This window comes from Caballeronia sp. BR00000012568055 (genome assembly GCF_029439455.1).
Taxonomy (GTDB): domain Bacteria; phylum Pseudomonadota; class Gammaproteobacteria; order Burkholderiales; family Burkholderiaceae; genus Caballeronia.
Map to the genome: position 1 here is coordinate 5,756 of NZ_JAQFVG010000036.1, position 17,007 is coordinate 22,762.

Below are 17,007 nucleotides of genomic sequence, written 5' to 3' on the forward strand. Positions count from 1 at the left end.
CTTCGATCCTGTGTTGGTCATTTGACCCGATGCTCCATGTTCAGCGCTGGCAATTGCTCAGGATTCTAGTGTATTCAACGTCCGGATTCGGAGCCTTGTGGAAGCGCATGGCCGCGCGTCATGTGTCCGGTTAAAGCGCGCCGGACGCATAGCACTGAATTCGAATGAGCGGAACGCCAACGCGCGAAGTCTTGCGTCTTCGCGCGTTCAGTTTGTGTCCGGCTTGGAAACCTTAGTGTGAATCGCCGGGCGTCGCCGTGGCAAGTGTGGAATCTATGGACACGCCCATTTCTTCCTTTGCGTCCGGTAATTCGCGCACAGCGGCGCTTCGGTCGGCGGCGTGCGCATCGCGCAGACGCATGATGGTCTGGCGCGACGTATTGGGTGCGCGCGCGATCTCCGTCACCGACACACCCGCGCCCAGCGATGAGATCGCCTGATGCTGCTGAGCGGGCGTCAGCGAACTCGGGCGTCCCTGCGCGATGCCGCGTTCCTTCGCGGCCGAGGCGGCCTCGCGGGCGCGGCTGCGTCGCGTGGGGCGTTCGAGGTCGTCGGCGAGTTCGAGCGCCTTGACGAACGGACGCCCCGCTTCGCCGCACAGATCTTCCGGGCCATAAGCCAGACAGATGGTGGCGATCTGGCGCTGACGCAGCATATCGAGCGTGGCGATGACATCGGCGACGCTGTTGCCCAGACTGGCGAGACGCGTGGTCACGAGCGTATCGCCTTGCTGCAGCCGGCGTGAGGCACGCTGAAACGCCGCGCGTTGCGCCATTTGCGCTGTACAACTGCTGCGTTCGACAAACACCGCGCTCATATCGACGATATAACCGGCCGCATCGATGTCGAACAATTCGCGTTCGTGGGTCGGAACATCCTTGCTTTCCTCAAAAACATAAACGACGAGTGCCATAGTCCTGTTCCTCGTGCGCGGCTTTTTTTGAAATAACGCTGTTGTCAGCCATGTATTCGCCTGACGAATGGGCTACGTGAAACGGACGGCCGGATGGCATCCCTTCCGATCAATAGCCGCCCGGACGCCGCGCCGCCGCGCCGCCCAGAGTGCCATCTATCTCGGAATAATGAAGTATTGCATCGTGAAAAGCGTAATTTTAGTACGTAACGCGTGTGATACGTACATTTTAAGCCCGGCATGCCTTTAGGACGAATCGTCCTGGACGCGGAAATGGGTTCGCGAGTCAGGTCATGGCGCGCTCATTTGACACTATTGTCAGTCGAATGCCAATGCACAAACTGCTCATTCATACGCAATTACTTAAGGCATCCGAATCAAATCAAATTGTGCCGTCGCGTATTGCGCAATAACGGTGCATCAAGAAATCGCTCGTAAAAACAGCCCTTGAATCCAAGACTCAAGCATCGCGTGCACACGCCGTTAAGCACTCAGCGACCCTATTCTTCATAACAAAAAGGGCGCGACTTCTTTTCGACAACAGCCCCCAAAAGCACAGGATTCGGGCGATGAAATTATCCGCACTCTTGGTGTGCTGCCTGACGGCCTTCAGCGCAGCACCGAATACGCACGCCGCCACGTCGGCGCTCAATTACACCACTTCATGGATCGGCAATAGTTTCGGTTACGGGGACGGCAAATGGATGCAGCAGGATATCCAGGCGCTCTACGTCGCGCGCGACGGCACGGTCTATACCAACTCCATCTGGGATGAAAGCGGCGCGGAAATCGCCGCGTATCGCAATGGCGATCGCGTTGCGTGGGCGAACAATACGCACGGCTGGGGCGCATCGGGCGGCGACGCCGTGACCGCCAACAGCACGTATGTTTATGCGGCCATGTCGATCGGCAATCAGGGCGGCACGCTGGTCGGCGCGGATTTCCCGCCCAATGGCTATACGTGGTACGGCATCACGCGGCGCGCGGTGTCGAATCTTTCGATGGGCGCGCCTTTTACCGGCGGCGTCGGCAATAGCGCGAATGTTTCGAAGAACAGTTTTCTGATCGTCGCGACCTTGCCGACATCGAAAGATGGCGGCATTCGCGGGCTCGCCGCCAACGAGAGCGAACTGTTCGTGTCCGATCTCGCGGGCAATCAGATCGTCGTCTACGACGCCAATACGATGCGCCGCAAGCGTTCGTTCAGCGTCACCGCGCCCGGACGCCTCGCGCTCGATCCGGATGGCTCGCTATGGGTCATCACCGGCGCATTGCAGGGCCAGGCGAGCGTCATGCACTATTCGACGACCGGCACGCTGCTCGCCGCCCTGCCCGCCTTGCCTGCGGGCGCAGTGCCCGCCGATCTCGCCTTCTCGCCTACTGGCGATCTATACGTGGCGGATATCGGTGTATCGCAGCAGATTCTGGTCTATACGAAGACCGCGTCGGGCACGCGGCAGGCGGCCGCGCCGATCGGCACGGTGAACGGCGTGAGCCACGCGGCGGCGGGGACCATCGGCGCGGGTCGTTTCAATTTCATCACGGGCATCGGATTCGATCAGGCCGGCAATCTGTACGTCGGCCAGAACGGCGAAGGACCGCGCGGGCTGAATTCGGCTTCCGTCGGCGCGGGCGCAGTGTTGCAGGCGTTCAAGGGCACCTCGCGTTCGCTGTCGTGGGAACTCGACGGCCTCGCTTTCGTCGATGGCGCGACTTTCGATCCCGCCTCGCAAAACACCATCTACACCGGTTCGAAAATTTTCACGATGGACTGGTCGAAGACGCCCGGCAAGCAATGGACCTACACCGGTTACACGGTCGATCGCCTCGCCTATCCCGACGATCCGTCCATCCGTCTCGGGCGCGCGGTACGCGGCGAACCGATGCTGCGTCGGCTGAACGGCAACAAGCCGTATCTCTACACGCTCGATCCGTACTCGCATCAGCTTTACGTGCATCGTTTCGATGCCGCGCACGGCAACACCGCGATTCCGTCCGGCATGTTCGCGGAAGGCACGATCGCGGGCACGTTCCCGCCGAATCAGCCGACGTACGGCGAATGGATGTGGCGCGATGCAAACGGCAACGGCCATTTCGACGCCGCCGAATACGTCGCGAATCCGGCCACGGGCGCGCGCGTGGGCAATAGTTTCATCTGGGTCGATACGCTCGGCGCGGTCTGGTTCGGCACGCCGTGTAGCGGTATCCGTCAAATGCCAGTTCAGAGTTTCGATTCGTTCGGGAATCCGATCTATTCCTACGCCGCGTCGAAATCCTGGGCGATGCCTGCGCAATTCAGCCGTATCGGCCGCGTGCTGTATGTGCCCGAAACCGACACCATGTACATCTCGGGTTTTACGCAGTCCATTCCCTACGATGCCGCGCGCTGGAAGGAAGCCGGTCCGCAACTCGCGCGCTTCGACAACTGGACCCGCGGCACGCCTGTGATGACGTGGTCGATCGCGCTGCCGTGGAACGTGAACGTCAAGCCGATCGTGACGCCGGTCGGCATTGCGCAGGCGGGGAATTATCTGTTCGTCGCGGAGTTGTACACGCAGCGCGTGAACGTGTACGACGCGCGCACCGGTTCATGCGTCGGCACCATGACGCCGGGCGCGAACGTCGGTTATACGAGCGGTGACGTGGATGTCGAATTGGGGATCAGCGCGACGCTGCGTTCCAACGGCGAATACGACATTCTCGTGGAAGACGACGCGCGCGCGAAGATTCTGATGTACCAGTGGAAGCCGTGATTGACGGCGAGTAGAAAAGGGAAAGGACTCAGTCCTTTCCCGTCACGAAGTTCTTGGTCGCGTGATAGCCCTTTTTCGAGGCATCCGCCACGGCGTGGCCCGCATCGCGCGCGCCGTGACCGACTGCAATACCCGCTTCCTTCGCGCCGTGTCCTACGGCATGCGCGGCATCGCTGACCGCAGCGCCGGTCTTGTGTCCCGCCGACTTCACATCTTCCTTGAACTGATGCGCGCCCGATTCGACGCTCGCCTGTGCAAGCGCGCTCGATACGGCGAGCATCATCGAAACGAGTGTCAGGGTGGTCTTTTTCATTGCGTTGGCTTCAGTCGGGTTGCGTGTCGTACAGCGACGAGACTATAGCCTAACGCGCGACCTCAACCGCCGCCCGCCTTGTCCTGCGATCCCGCGTTCTTCAGCGATGACTCGAAAGTATCCGGAATCGGCTTGTCGAATGACTTTAGATAACGCGTGTATGCGGCGCTGGCCTGCGCGCCGGGCATCGGCTGACTGACTGCCGCCGCCTCGCCGCTGGCCTGCAATGCGAGCCACGCCTGCGTGGAATAACCGATCTTCCCCGTTTCGATACTCTGCGCCGATGCATGTCCACTGTAAAAAACAAACATCTCAAATACCGTAATTAATATAAATGATTTCGATTTCATCGTGCGTCGTCCAATTATCTACTCATGTTTTAACGGCGTTGTGCCGTTGAAATGAATTGAAACGACGTAAATCAGTTTGATAACGATCGTAATACGGTCGGTTTTACTGATTTACCTGTAATGCCCTTGTTAAAAAATGCTCAAGGAGGCTCAGGTTGCCGGTATACCGGACGTTAACGTAAGCAAGAAGTACCTCTTACCGAAATTTACCCGGAATACATTACCGGACCAGACAAGTGGTACTTCTTGAAACCCATTCATGGGCGAGAGCAGCAGAAGTACCTGAGAGAGCAAGTCCGGGCGTCCACTAGCACGCTATGCGTAGTGAACAACCTGTCGGATCGCCGTCCTGAGAGAGCGGCGAACACCGTAGCAAGCGGGCCAATTGGCGCACTGGACATTCGATAGTAAAGACAGAAACCGAGGAACAACCATCATGAAGAACTTCGTCAAACGTTATCTTCGCGATTCGCGCGGTATCACCGCCATCGAATACGGTCTGATTGCGGGCGTGCTTGCGCTTGGGATCATTTCCGCAGTCGGCGGCGTGGCGGATCAGCTCAATACCACCTTTCAGACTATCTCCAGCAAGCTCAAAGGCAGCTGAGCGGGCTGGTATACCCGGATCTACCGACACCCAAGATTAGCCGCGATCACAAGTCGCGGATTTGGCCGTGCTCGTCTCATGGATATCCCATGAACGAGCGCGCGGCTGTGTCACGCATTTAATCAAGCGTGTCGGATGGATTAATGCGTTTTCGAAGGACGCATTGTGGACTCAAGCAGTGGCAGCAAACAGGTGGCTGTTATTTATTCGTTATTCGTTGAATAAAAGCAGTCGCGACAATAAAACAGATATCTCTGAGAGCAATGAAAACTATCAAATTCGGCGAAACCATTCGCCTGAGCGGTATGGCGGCTGCGATCGCCGCAGTGCTCGCGTTGAGCGCATGCGGCGGTTCGGGGTCGGTCAGCAAGTCGGCCGGCGCCGCCAATCACTCGGCATCGACTACGGGGTCGGACACCAGCGGCACGGCCGATGACACCGCGCACACGGCAGTCGGTGCGCGCGATATGTCGGGCATGGACAACAACGGCAGCACCGTGACGGCCAGCACCGGCGACGGCAACACGGGAACCGGCACCAACGCGGGGACCGGCACAGTCGTCGGTGGCGGCAATGGTGGCAATGGCGGCAACAAGGTGCCCATCGGCACCGGCAACAAGCTCGACGTCACCGACAACGGCGGCAATGTCGATACGAGCGGTCTGCCGCTCGCGCAAGTGGTCGATAAGTCGTCGAATCTCGTGACGACGGTCGGCAACACCGTAACCGATATCGGCGCGAATCTCGGCACCACCAACGCGCTCGGCCTCTCCGATACCACGACGAAGAGCGTGAACGGCGTGGTCGAAAACCTGGGTGCTGCCGTCTCCACGCTCGGTAACGGTATCGGCAACGGCATCGGTCAGCTGGGCAGCAGCGCGAACACCAACGGCGTGGGTACCACGGTGACGAGTCTCGGCGGCGTCGTCCAGAAACTGGGCGATTCCGTATCGAGCGCGGGGAGCGCGGTCACGAGCCTGAACACCGGCGCACTCGCCCCGCTGTCGGCGATCACCTCGCCGGTCGGCGCGATCGTCAGCGGCCTGGGCGCGGGCGTGACGCAAACCGGCACCGCCCTGACCAGCGCGTTGTCCAGCGCACCCGTGCAGCAGTTGACGCAGAACGTGACCAACGCCATCACGCCGATCACCTCGCTCGTCGGCACGGCAACGCAAACGGTTGGCACGGCGACGGGCATCGGCGCGCCGGTCGCGGGTCTGTTGACGAACCTCGGTTCGAGCCTCACGTCGGGCGGTCAGAAACTGACCGCGGCGAGCGGCAACAACGCAGTAGCGGCGGGCGTCGGCTCGCTGGTGTCGGGCGTGGGCGCAACGGTCGCGTCCACGGGCGCACTGGTCGGCGGCACACCAGCTACATCGACGGTTGCGGCGACTGGCGGCGCGGTTTCGGGCGCAACCACCGCAACGGGCACCACGCCGGTCGCGGGCCTCGTTTCGGGCGTCGTGACCGGTGCGGTTGGCGCGGTGACGAGCACGGTCAACGCGGTAACAGGATCGACTGCGGTGACCACCGCGCTCGCGCCGGTTACATCGACAGTGACGACGGCGGTCGCGCCCGTGTCGAGCGGCGTGAAGACCACGGCGGCTCCGGCTGCCGCTGCCCCGACGACCACGACGACGGCGAGCAACACGACGTCGGGCATCAGCGGCACGACGGGTTCCAGCGGCGGCTTAGTCGGTGGCTTGCTGAGCGGCGTAGGCACCACGCTCGGCGGCGCGCTCGGCACGCTGCGTCGATAGGCCATAAGGCGAAACGGATGCGGGCGTTAGACGCGCCTGCATCCGGTTCACACACTTGCGCGCATCACATCCAACCAAGAAAGAACCTGAGAGAAATGGGCCACTGGAAAAAGACCGCACTGGCCGCCGCGCTGATGGCGGCGTTCACGGCGCATAGCCACGCGCAGACCGCACCGGCGCGTCCGAATATCGGCGGCAATCCGCTGGAATCGCTGCCGCAAGTGAATACGCCGCAAAAGCCGCCTGCCGTCGAGGTGCAGGTGCAAGCGCCGCAGCAGCAATTGCAGGACTTGCTCGCGCGCCATATCACGCCGAAGACGATTCAACTCGAAGGCGTAAAGTCGCTCAAATTCGAGGACGTGGCCAAACGTTTCACGCCTTTTGTGGGCAAGGACATCACCATCGGCCAGTTGGTGGAGACGGCCAATGGCGTGACGGCGCTTTATAAGGAACACGGTTATGCGCTCTCGTTCGCCTTCGTGCCCGCGCAGGATTTCGCCGATGGCATCGTGCGCGTGACCGTGGTCGAAGGCTACGTGCGCGATATCAAAATCAAGGGCGATGCGGGCAATCTGGAAACGCGCATTCGCGCGATTGCGCAGCAGATTGCGAAGGATCGCCCATTGCGTCAGGCCACGTTCGAGCGCTATGTCAACGTGCTCGGCATGATTCCGGGCGCAAAGATCGATGCCACCGTCGCACCACCGCAAAGTACCGACGGCGCGGCCACGCTCGAGCTCAACGTCACGCGCAAGCGCTTCAATGTGTCGAGCGGTATCGACGTGAATCACCCTGGTTTGCAGGGCATTTTCAGCGCAACGGAGAACGGCATGCTCGGTCTGGGCGAGTCGATCACCGCGTCCGCGCTCGCGCCCAAGGGCCGCAACGACAGCAGCTTTTACGGCATCAACGCGATGGCCCCGATCGGCTCCGACGGCTTCGCCCTCAAGGTCGATGCTTCGCATTACTACGGGCATCCGGTCGACAATCCGGGCCTGCCGTCGTATATCGAACGCACGGTCGCCAACGACAAGCTGGCGTTTTCCGCGCTGTATCCGTTCCTGCTGAGCAACACGCGCAGCCTGATCGGGACCGCGACGGTCTATGCCACGCACGACGAAGACCGTTTGAAGAACACCGCCATCGACACGCAGCCGCAACTCACGCAGCGTTCGCAGATTCGCGTGGCGCAGCTATCGCTCGATTACACCGGCGTGCAGCCTGACCAGACGCGACGCGCCAACCTCACGCTGGCCAAGGCGATGAACGTGCTCGGCGCATCGAAAACGGCGGAGACGAATATCGTTGGCCTGGCGCTGACGAATCCGGTTTCGCTGACGTTTTTCCGCAGCGGCGCGACCTACACGCAGACCAACACGTGGCCGTTCAAGATCGGCACGGTCGTCTCGATGACCGGCCAGTATTCGCCGGACACGCTGCCTACGTCCGAGCAGATCGCGTTCGGCTCGGGGCGTTACGCGGCGGGTTATCAGCCGGGCGAAGTATCGGGCGATTCGGGCTGGGGCGCGTCGTTCGAAGTGAACCGTCCGCTACCGGTCGAATGGACGTATCTGACTTCGTTCACGCCGTATGTATCGATCGATGCAGCGCGCGTCTATCTGCATGGCGGTACGCCGAATCCGCGGCGGTTGTCGTCGGTGGGCGTGGGCTTTCGCGTGTCGGATGCGAAGCACTACAACATCGACCTGTCGCTGGCCCGCGCAATCGGCGATGCGCCGATCGAGAGCGGTTCGCGCAGCCCGCGCGTCAACGCCACTTTCTCGTGGCAATTGAATTGAGCGTAAAGGGTTGATTTGGATGGCTTTTACGGCTCTTTTCGAGGTCAAGAAACAGTAAAGAAGCGGGCCTTCGCGCCCGTTAAAACGATCACAGCCGTCCGCTTTGTGCATTCGAGTGCAAGAGTCATGATTTCAGTCCGTCCGATCCACCCACGCCGCTTTATCGCGTTATTTCTGCGTTCCGATGCAGGCGCGACCGCACTCGAATTCGCGTTTGTGTTTCCGCTGTTCTTTCTGATTTTCTACGCGATCGTCACGTACAGCCTGATCTTCGTCGCGCAGCAAACGCTGACGCTGACAGCCGAAGAAGGCGCACGCGCGGCCTTGCGTTATCAGAAAGGCGCAACGACGGTCGCGCAATCGCTCGATCTGCGCACCGCCGCGACCTGCACGACCACGGCGGGCCTGAAGAACTGGCTCGGCAGTGCATCCGCGTGCACCGCGACGCATGCTGCCTGTACCTACGACGCGACCATGCAGTGCGTGTCCGTCGTTGTTTCGTACAACTATGCGGCGAGCCCGCTGGTGCCAACGTTGCCGCTGCTGTCGCTTGCGCTACCCTCGCAACTCACGGCGCATGCGAACGTGCAGTTGAACCCCAACACCTTGCTGTAAGAGAGATTTCACGTCATGGCCCAAGCCTCACGCATATTCGCGATCGTGCTGTTCGGCATCGCGGGCCTGCTCGGTCTTTACGCGTTCACGCTGACGCGCGCCGCGCCCGCGCCCGTGGCATCGGCGGCGCGCGCGCAGACTGCAGACGCATCGGTTGCGGTGATCGTCGCGGCGCATGAACTTGCGCCTGGAAAAACGCTGGTTGCGGAAGACCTGAGCATCGCCATGCAGCCGTCCATGCCGGCAGGCGGATTTACTTCGGCATCCGTATTGATCGGCAAGACGCCGGCCGCGCATATTCCGGCGGGCGCGACGCTGACTGAGGGCGTGCTCGGCACGGGCTTATCCGCTGCGATCGAACCGGGCGAACGCGCGGTATCGATTCGTGTCGATGAAAGCAATGCGGTCAGCAATCTCGTCAAGCCCGGCGATACCGTTGACGTATTTCTCGTGCTCAAGCGCGATGCTGCGCTCGACGGTGAAATTCCCGCGAGCCATGCGCGTTTGCTGCTGTCGAAAGTGCGCGTACTCGGCTTCGGCGACAACGTGATTTCCAATCAGGACAGCGCGAAGCCGCCATCACAAGCGAGCGCAGCACGTACGGCCGTATTGAGCGTGCCCGTGGAAGATATCGACGCGCTTTCGCTCGCTGAAAACAGTGGCCGCCTGCTGCTCGCCCTGCGCAATCCCGTCGATGCAAACAGCGCGAAAGTCGCACGCGCGGTCGCAGGCGTGACCATGTCCGCGCTGAATGGCGCGAACACCGCCGCCGCGCCCGTTCGCACCGCGCGCGCTACGCCCATGCTGCCGCCGCTGCCTGTCACGCTCGCCAATTCCAAATCTGCGAGCGGTATCGAAGTGATTCGCGGCTCGCGCAGCGAGAGCGTCTCGAACCCGTGATATGACCATGCGCACTTTTATTTCCCTCGCCATTGCATTCGCCGTGTGCGCCGCGTCGCCAGCACATGCAGCCGAAAGCGATATCAAACTCATCACCGGCGCGCAAAAACCGCTGCTGCAAGGCCACGCGTTGAAGCGCGTTGCCGTGGGCGATCCGAATGTCGCCGACGTGCTCGTGATGAAGGGCAACGACGGCGTGATGGTGGTCGGCAAAGCACCCGGCTCCACCGATGTGATGATCTGGGAAGCCGCCAGTCGCGCGCCGCTGAAATGGCACGTCGATGTAGCCGCCGCTGCAACCGCCGCGCTCACGAACGACGCCACGCCCACGGTCAAAGTGCTCGGCAACACGGCGCTTGTCGAAGGCAAGGCCAAAACGATGGAATCGCACGAACGCGCGGTCGCAGCGGCGAAGGTATCGACCGGCAAGGACGGTGCGGTAGTCGATACTTCGACTGTCGATACGAAAAGCGTCGTACAGGTCGATGTAAAAGTAGTCGAGTTCAGCAAAGCAGTACTAAAGGAAGCGGGTTTCAATCTCTTCTCGCAGAACAACGCGGGCTTCGCGTTCGGCACGTTTGCGCCGAGCACGTTGACGAATGTATCGCGTAATGCAGCCGACAAGGCGCTGGCGGTCACGGCCACATCGCCTATTGGCGCGGCCTTCAATCTGCTGCTCAATTCGAGTTCGCACGGGCTGTTCGGCAATTTGTCCCTTCTGGAAAGCAATAATCTCGCGCGCATTCTCGCGCAGCCTACGCTCGTCGCCTTGTCTGGACAGAGCGCGAACTTTTTGGCAGGCGGCGAGATTCCGATTCCCGTGCCGCAATCGCTCGGCACGACAACGATCACGTACAAGCCCTACGGCGTAGGCCTGACGTTGACGCCGACCGTGCTTGGGCCGCATCGCATTGCGCTGAAGGTTGCGCCCGAAGCGAGCCAACTCGACTTCACGCATGCCATCACGATAGACAGCGTCTCGGTGCCCGCGCTGACCACGCGCCGCGCCGAAACCACCGTCGAACTGGGCGATGGCGAGAGCTTCGTGATCGGCGGGCTGGTGGATCGCGAGACGGCATCGAACGTCAATAAAGTGCCTTTATTAGGGGATTTGCCGATCATCGGCACGTTCTTCAAAACTTTGCAGTACTCGCAAACGGATCGTGAACTGGTGATTTTGGTCACGCCGCATCTGGTCGCGCCGATCGCCAAGGGCGCGCCGGTTCCGCCGCTGCCGGGCGAGCAATCCGAACAGCGCGACGCGCCTGTATGGCGCTCCTTCGCCGCAGGCGCGGCAAGCAACGACGACGCACCGGGGTTCTCCAAATGAGCACGATCGAACACGACCACGAGACCGCCGCATCGGATGCGGATGAACGCGTGCGCCTGCTGTGCGCGAGTGTGCATCCGTCGCGCATCGCGAAGCTTTCGAGCGCGCTGGCAGCGACGGGAAAAATATCGCCAGCATCGCTCGATGAAACGACACTGATCCAGGAAATCGCGGCTTCAAAGCCTTCGCTCTTGTTCCTCGACTTCGACGGAAACGTCGATGCCTCCGCACTTGCCGAAGCGATCCGCCGCGAACATCCCGCCTTGCCGATTATTGCATTGGGATCCGAATCAAATAGCGATACCGCATTGATCGCCATGCGAGCGGGCGCACGCGATCTGCTCGATATCGAGCCGCGCGGCGCATCGCCCGACGTGCTGCATATGGCCGCGTTGCGCGCGCTCGAACGCGTCAGCCGCTTGCTCGCCGAACCCGTCGCGAGCGATACGCTTGCGCGACGTGGCAAGCTGGTCGCGGTGTTCGGCGCACGCGGTGGCGTGGGCGTCAGCACGTTCGTGGCGAATCTCGCCACGCTCCTGCAAAAACGCTTAGGCAAGCAGAATAAAGGTGCAGCCCTGCTCGATCTCGGCCTGCCCGCCGCCGACAGCACGCTGTTGCTCGACACCCCGAGCGAACTCCATTTTCACGATGCCGTGCGCAATCTGCGACGCTTCGATCAGACCTTCGTGCATACGGCGTTCGCACGTCATTCGAGCGGTCTTGCGTTGATGACGCTCCCCGCCGATCTCGCTGAAATGCGCACGATTTCGTACGCGTCGGCGGTGAAGACGCTCGACCGCCTGCGCGCGTTTTTCGATTATCAGATCGTCGATCTCGGCGGCTTTTCGAACCTCGAATTCGTGCGTCACGTGATCGATGCAGCCGATACCGTATGGCTCGTTTGCGATGCAAATGTCGCATCGGCTGTATCGGCGGCGAGTTTGTGTGCATCGCTAGACGCTTTGCATAACGAATCATTGACGATACCGCATCGCAAGCCGGAACTCATCGTCAACAAGTACGATCCGAGCGGCCATCTCGCCGCCGAAGCACTCGCCACGCGTCTCGATCTCGCGCTGGCCGCCGTCTTGCCCGCGCGTGCGCAAATGCTGATGCGCGCGGTCAATCAAGGCCAATTGCTCGGTGAAATCATGCCGAAGGATCCCTACGTGCGCGCCGTCGATGCGATCGCCGCGCAACTCGCGGGCGAGACCCTCCCCGTGGCCACCGATGCGATTCGCGATCACATCGCCCGTTTTTCCGCGAGATTCCTCAAGCGATGAACACGGAAATCGCCTTCGCCAACGATGCCCAGCAAGACGCCGTCACGTTCGCGCATTCGCAGCAGTTTCAGGACGTTTCGACGGCCGCGCACGAGCATTTGCTGACGCGGATCGAAGAATTGGGCGCGGAGTTTGGCCGCTGGTCGCGTCAGGCCATTCATCAGTTCGTCGATGCCGAAATGGACAGCTTCGTGCGTCTGCGCCGCGTGCCGCTAAACGAAAGCGAAGTGCGCCTGGTGTCCGCTGCATTAACCAAGGAACTCGCGGGTTTCGGTCCGCTAGAAGACCTCCTCGCCGATGCCGCCGTCGAAGACATCCTGATCAACGGCTTCAGCGACGTCTACGTTTCGCGCCACGGCATGCTCGAAAAACTCCCCGTGCGATTCGCCGATAACGCGCATTTGCTGCGTATCGTGCGGCGTATTCTCGCGCCGATGGGTCGGCGGCTGGACGAATCGAATCCGATGGTCGATGCACGTCTGCCCGATGGCGGACGTCTCAATGTCGTGATTGAACCCTTGTCGATCGATGGCCCTGTCGTGTCGATCCGCAAGTTCCGCCGCGATCCCTTGCGTCCCGATGACCTGATTGCGAACGGCACGCTTAACCGCGATGTCGCCGCGCTGCTTCACGCAGCGGTCGAATCGCGCTGCAATATTCTCGTTTCCGGTGGCACGAGTTCGGGCAAGACGTCCTTGCTCAACGCGCTCGCATTCAATATTCCTAAGCATGAGCGCGTGGTGACGATCGAAGACACGGCGGAGTTGTCGCTGAATCATCCGCATGTGGTGCGGCTCGAAAGCCGTCCCGGTGGTTTCGATGGCGCAGGCGTGGTGTCGATTCGCGATCTGCTGCGCAACACGCTGCGGATGCGGCCCGATCGCATTATCGTGGGTGAAGTGCGTGGTGGCGAAGTGCTCGAGATGCTTCAGGCCATGAATACCGGCCACGACGGTTCGATGGGCACCGTGCACGCGTCTTCGCCACGCGAGTGTTTGTATCGGCTGGAGATGTTGGCGGGATTCGCGGGCTTTCAGGGGACCGAGTCGAGTTTGCGCCGGCAGATTGCGAATGCGATCGACTTCGTGGTGCAGATCGGGCGTTTATCGAATGGACGCAGACGTATTATTTCGGTTACCGAAGTAACGGGATTGTCGGACGATATCATCGCGACACAAGAGCTGTATCGCTACGAAGAAGACAGCGATAACTGGTCCTCGCTCGGCTTGCAGCCGCATTCGCCCAAGCTCGCGAAGTTCCGCTCGACGCGCGCGTCGGAACACGCGGTTGAACAAGAACGGCTTTTCAATTTCGCCGGAGGCTTCGGTGTCTAGCGGAATCACATTCGTCTGGATGATCGCGGTCCTGTGCACCGCGAGCGCGGTGTTGCTGTGGAGCCGTGGCGCGCGTCGTCGTGATGCGCAGAATGCGCAGCGTTTTTTCGATCGGCAGATGCACGCGGCAGGCACGCGCACCGTTGCCGAGCCGATGGAAAAGCGCGTGGAACGAGCACGTCAACGACGTGCCACGCAAGCGGCAAAAGCGCGCGCAGGTTCGCGTGTGCTCGCAGAATTCGACGGCCTGATGCGTCGCGCCGACGTGCGCAATCCGCGTTCCGCGTTCATCTTGTGGGCGGTGATAACGAGCGTAGTTGCGCTGATCGGCGCGTCGCGCGTCGCCGTGCCGATGGCGTTCGCCGCGATCGTATTGAGCGCGCTGTGCTTCTATGCGCCACTCGCGTGGCGCGCGGCGAAGCGCAATCAACGAATCGTGCACCAACTGCCTTCTTTTCTCGATGGCATCGTGCGGCTGGTCGCTATCGGCCATAGCATTCCGGCTGCGTTTCAGACTGCCGTGGCGGGCGCAGAAACGCCATTGCGCCAATGCCTCGACGAAGTCATGCCGCGCGTGCGCAGCGGCGCGGAAATCGATCAGGCGCTGTCTGCGGTGGCGCGTATCTATCGCGTGCGCGAGTTCGATCTGATCGGCCCGGTGCTGCGCATCTCGATCAAATTCGGCGGACGCTCGGACGTGATGCTCGAACGCATGGCGTCGTTCATGCGCGATCTCGAACAAGCGGACCGCGAGTTGACGGCGTTATCGACGGAAACGCGATTGTCGTCGTGGGTGCTCGGACTGTTGCCGGTCGTGCTCGGTGTGGGCGTAATCGTCATGAACCCCCGTTATTTCGATTCGATGTTGACCGATCCGCTCGGACGAAAGCTCGTGTATGGCGCATTCGGTTTGCAGATGCTAGGCGCGTATCTGCTGTATCGACTTGCGCGTTTGAGGGCCTGATTGATGCCTTTTCAGTTCGTCATTGCGCTTGCTTCTTTGGCCGTTGCGCTTGGTTGCGTGCTGCTGGGCGTGGCATCGCTCGGTAAAGCGCGACGCACGCGCCGTGCGTCGAATGTGCTGGAGCGCGCGCTCGGCGGCGCGCAGGTTGCTGAGAAAAGCACTCCGAAACGTTCTACATTCAAGATCGATACGAAGTGGCTCGATACGCGCATCGGCAAGATGATCGTTGCGGAGGAAGACCGGCGTCTGCTGGATCGCGCGGGCTTTACCGATATCAGCGTACGTGCACGCTTTCTCGCCGCGCGAATTGCGGGAGCGGTGCTGTTGCCGTCCCTCGTTTTGATCGCCGCACATAACAACACACACGGCAACACGCACGGCACGCGCTTTATTTTCCTGATGTTCGGCGCGCTCGTGGCGGGCTTCATGGGACCGAAGTGGATCGTTCGGCATAAGGCGACCGCACGCCAACGCAGCGTAAGCAGCGAACTGCCGATGTTCGTCGATCTGCTGCGCATCTTGCAGGGCGTGGGTTTATCGCTCGATCAAAGCCTGCATGTGATCGTCGGCGAGTTTACGACGGTGCTGCCGGTGCTGGTGCAGGAGTTGTACATCGCGCAGGCCCAATATGCGACCGGCCGCACGCGCGAGCAAGCGATGAAGCGCCTGGCGACCACCTACGACAACGACGATCTCGCCGCCGTGCTGCGTTTGATGGTGCAGATCGAACAACACGGCGGCGCGGTGCAGGAACCGTTGAAGACCTTCGGCGACCGCTTGCGCGAAGTGCGCCGCGTTTCGCTGCGCGAACGTATCGGTAAGTTGACCGTAAAAATGACGGGCGTGATGGTGCTGACGCTCTTGCCCGCGCTGCTCATCATGACGGCGGGACCCGGTTTTCTCGCGATCATTCATTCTCTGGCTGGCCTCAACAAGTGAGCCCCGGCTCTTATACGACGAGACGAAATATGAAATCGACCCTCTGCGTGACGTGTGCGCTGATGCTGTGCGCAATGCTGGGTGCTTGTGCAACGAAGCCGGAGCGCGGTTATGGAATTGGCATGCAGGCCGAACATGAAGCGGCGCTCGAACGCAGCAATCGGCAGAGCGCGTTGCCGGATTCGCCGGGCATGTATCTCGCGTTGATCGACAAGATGCAGTCCGAAGGAATGTACTATGCGTCGCTCGCACATATCGATGCGTACGAGAAGCGCTTCGGACGTTCGCCCGATTCGACTTTGCGCCGTGCCGACGCCTTGCGTCAGACCGATCAGGCCGATGCCGCGCGTGCTGCTTATGAAGGCTTGTTGAAGAGTTCGCTCGCTGCGCGTGGGTATCGCGGGTTGGGGCTTTTGTCCGGCCAGGCCGGTCAGTTCGATGATGCCGCTGTACAGTTCAGACATGCCTCCGATCTTGAGCCTACTGATGCGTTGATGCGCGCTGGTTGCGTTGATGAAGCGCGTGTGCCCTTGATGAAGGCTTCTGAACTTGCACGCGATAACGCTAAAGTTCTGCGGAATCTTGTGCTTTATCTGTTGGTGAGTGGTCAGAGCGATGCTGCTCAGGCTGTGATGGCGCGGGAAAAGTTTTCTGACGATGCTCGTCGGGCAGTTGAGGTTGGGGTTAAGCAGGTTTTGGATGCGGTCAGGGTTGGGGCTGTGCCTAGGCGGGAGACCGTGCCGACGGTTGTTGTCGGGGAGCGGTCTGCCTGGGCGAGGATGGTTGCTGCTGTTTCTGATGTTGTTCAGTGAGCCTGTCAGATTTTCCGTGTGCCGAGGTCATGAGACGATAAGGGAAATACCGTTTTATGACCGAAGCAACTGTGACAAAAAAGCTCAAACCTCCGAAAGCACCGAAGCTGTTTTCCGATGAACTGATTGACCAATTGCTGGCGCAAGTCCAGGGCAAGGATGCCGAGTCGGTACTAGGCGAATCGGGGCTGGCCGGCCAGCTCAAGAAGCGCCTGGCCGAGCGTATGCTTGCCGCCGAGCTCAGCCACCATCTGGAAAGCGAGACCGAGCAGGGCAAGGCTGGCAACCACCGCAATGGCACCAGTCCCAAGACCGTGCTGACGCCCAACGGCGAG

General features: G+C 60.8%; 15 protein-coding genes and 1 pseudogene. 13 read left to right on the forward strand and 3 right to left on the reverse strand.

Annotated features, from left to right (window positions below; all coding sequences use genetic code 11):
• Positions 1–232 precede the first annotated feature (232 nt).
• The gene (locus P7F28_RS03310; RefSeq protein ID WP_277183016.1) at positions 233–913 is read right to left on the reverse strand and encodes a recombinase family protein; all 681 of its coding nucleotides are present in this window, start codon (positions 911–913) and stop codon (positions 233–235) included.
• A gap of 569 nt (positions 914–1,482) precedes the next feature.
• Between P7F28_RS03310 and P7F28_RS03315 the strand changes: the two genes are divergently transcribed.
• On the forward strand, positions 1,483–3,666 hold the full coding sequence (locus tag P7F28_RS03315; RefSeq protein ID WP_277183017.1) for a hypothetical protein: 2,184 nt from the start codon (positions 1,483–1,485) through the stop codon (positions 3,664–3,666).
• 28 nt (positions 3,667–3,694) lie between these two features.
• Here the strand turns inward: P7F28_RS03315 and P7F28_RS03320 are convergent, their stop codons facing one another.
• Complete coding sequence (locus P7F28_RS03320) at positions 3,695–3,979, reverse strand: hypothetical protein (RefSeq protein WP_277183018.1); 285 nt, start codon at positions 3,977–3,979, stop codon at positions 3,695–3,697.
• 62 nt (positions 3,980–4,041) lie between these two features.
• Entirely contained in the window at positions 4,042–4,290 is a 249-nt protein-coding gene (locus P7F28_RS03325; RefSeq protein ID WP_277183019.1) for a DUF3613 domain-containing protein, read from the reverse strand.
• A 475-nt stretch (positions 4,291–4,765) separates the two neighbouring features.
• Here P7F28_RS03325 and P7F28_RS03330 point away from each other — a divergent pair, with 475 nt between their 5' ends.
• The 12 genes and pseudogenes from P7F28_RS03330 to P7F28_RS03385 all read left to right on the forward strand — a co-directional run.
• Positions 4,766–4,936 (forward strand): Flp family type IVb pilin, encoded by a 171-nt coding sequence (locus tag P7F28_RS03330; RefSeq protein WP_277183020.1) that lies wholly within the window; start codon positions 4,766–4,768, stop codon positions 4,934–4,936.
• Between the two features lie 263 nt (positions 4,937–5,199).
• Positions 5,200–6,696 (forward strand): collagen-like triple helix repeat-containing protein, encoded by a 1,497-nt coding sequence (locus tag P7F28_RS03335; RefSeq protein WP_277183021.1) that lies wholly within the window; start codon positions 5,200–5,202, stop codon positions 6,694–6,696.
• A gap of 134 nt (positions 6,697–6,830) precedes the next feature.
• A complete protein-coding gene (locus P7F28_RS03340) occupies positions 6,831–8,495 on the forward strand; it encodes a ShlB/FhaC/HecB family hemolysin secretion/activation protein (RefSeq protein WP_277183030.1) in 1,665 nt (554 codons plus the stop codon).
• A 126-nt stretch (positions 8,496–8,621) separates the two neighbouring features.
• The gene (locus P7F28_RS03345) at positions 8,622–9,110 is read left to right on the forward strand and encodes a TadE/TadG family type IV pilus assembly protein (protein ID WP_277183022.1); all 489 of its coding nucleotides are present in this window, start codon (positions 8,622–8,624) and stop codon (positions 9,108–9,110) included.
• 15 nt (positions 9,111–9,125) lie between these two features.
• Positions 9,126–10,010 carry a Flp pilus assembly protein CpaB gene (gene cpaB, locus P7F28_RS03350; RefSeq protein ID WP_277183023.1) on the forward strand — a complete coding sequence of 295 codons (885 nt, stop codon included), beginning with the start codon at positions 9,126–9,128 and terminating at the stop codon, positions 10,008–10,010.
• Position 10,011: 1 nt separating this feature from the next.
• Positions 10,012–11,340, forward strand: coding sequence for a type II and III secretion system protein family protein (locus P7F28_RS03355; RefSeq protein ID WP_277183024.1), 1,329 nt, complete (start codon positions 10,012–10,014; stop codon positions 11,338–11,340).
• Positions 11,337–12,623, forward strand: coding sequence for a fimbrial protein (locus P7F28_RS03360; protein WP_277183025.1), 1,287 nt, complete (start codon positions 11,337–11,339; stop codon positions 12,621–12,623). The genes P7F28_RS03355 and P7F28_RS03360 overlap by 4 nt, the downstream gene beginning before the upstream one ends.
• Positions 12,620–13,957: a CpaF family protein gene (locus tag P7F28_RS03365; protein WP_277183026.1), complete on the forward strand. Its 1,338-nt coding sequence runs from the start codon at positions 12,620–12,622 to the stop codon at positions 13,955–13,957. Before P7F28_RS03360 ends, P7F28_RS03365 begins: the two co-directional genes overlap by 4 nt.
• Positions 13,950–14,921 carry a type II secretion system F family protein gene (locus tag P7F28_RS03370; RefSeq protein WP_370467228.1) on the forward strand — a complete coding sequence of 324 codons (972 nt, stop codon included), beginning with the start codon at positions 13,950–13,952 and terminating at the stop codon, positions 14,919–14,921. The genes P7F28_RS03365 and P7F28_RS03370 overlap by 8 nt, the downstream gene beginning before the upstream one ends.
• Before the next feature lie 3 nt (positions 14,922–14,924).
• Positions 14,925–15,860, forward strand: coding sequence for a type II secretion system F family protein (locus tag P7F28_RS03375; RefSeq protein WP_277183027.1), 936 nt, complete (start codon positions 14,925–14,927; stop codon positions 15,858–15,860).
• A gap of 29 nt (positions 15,861–15,889) precedes the next feature.
• Positions 15,890–16,672: a pilus assembly protein gene (locus P7F28_RS03380; protein WP_277183028.1), complete on the forward strand. Its 783-nt coding sequence runs from the start codon at positions 15,890–15,892 to the stop codon at positions 16,670–16,672.
• Between the two features lie 56 nt (positions 16,673–16,728).
• Positions 16,729–17,007, forward strand: a pseudogene (locus P7F28_RS03385) (IS256 family transposase); the annotation flags it as partial.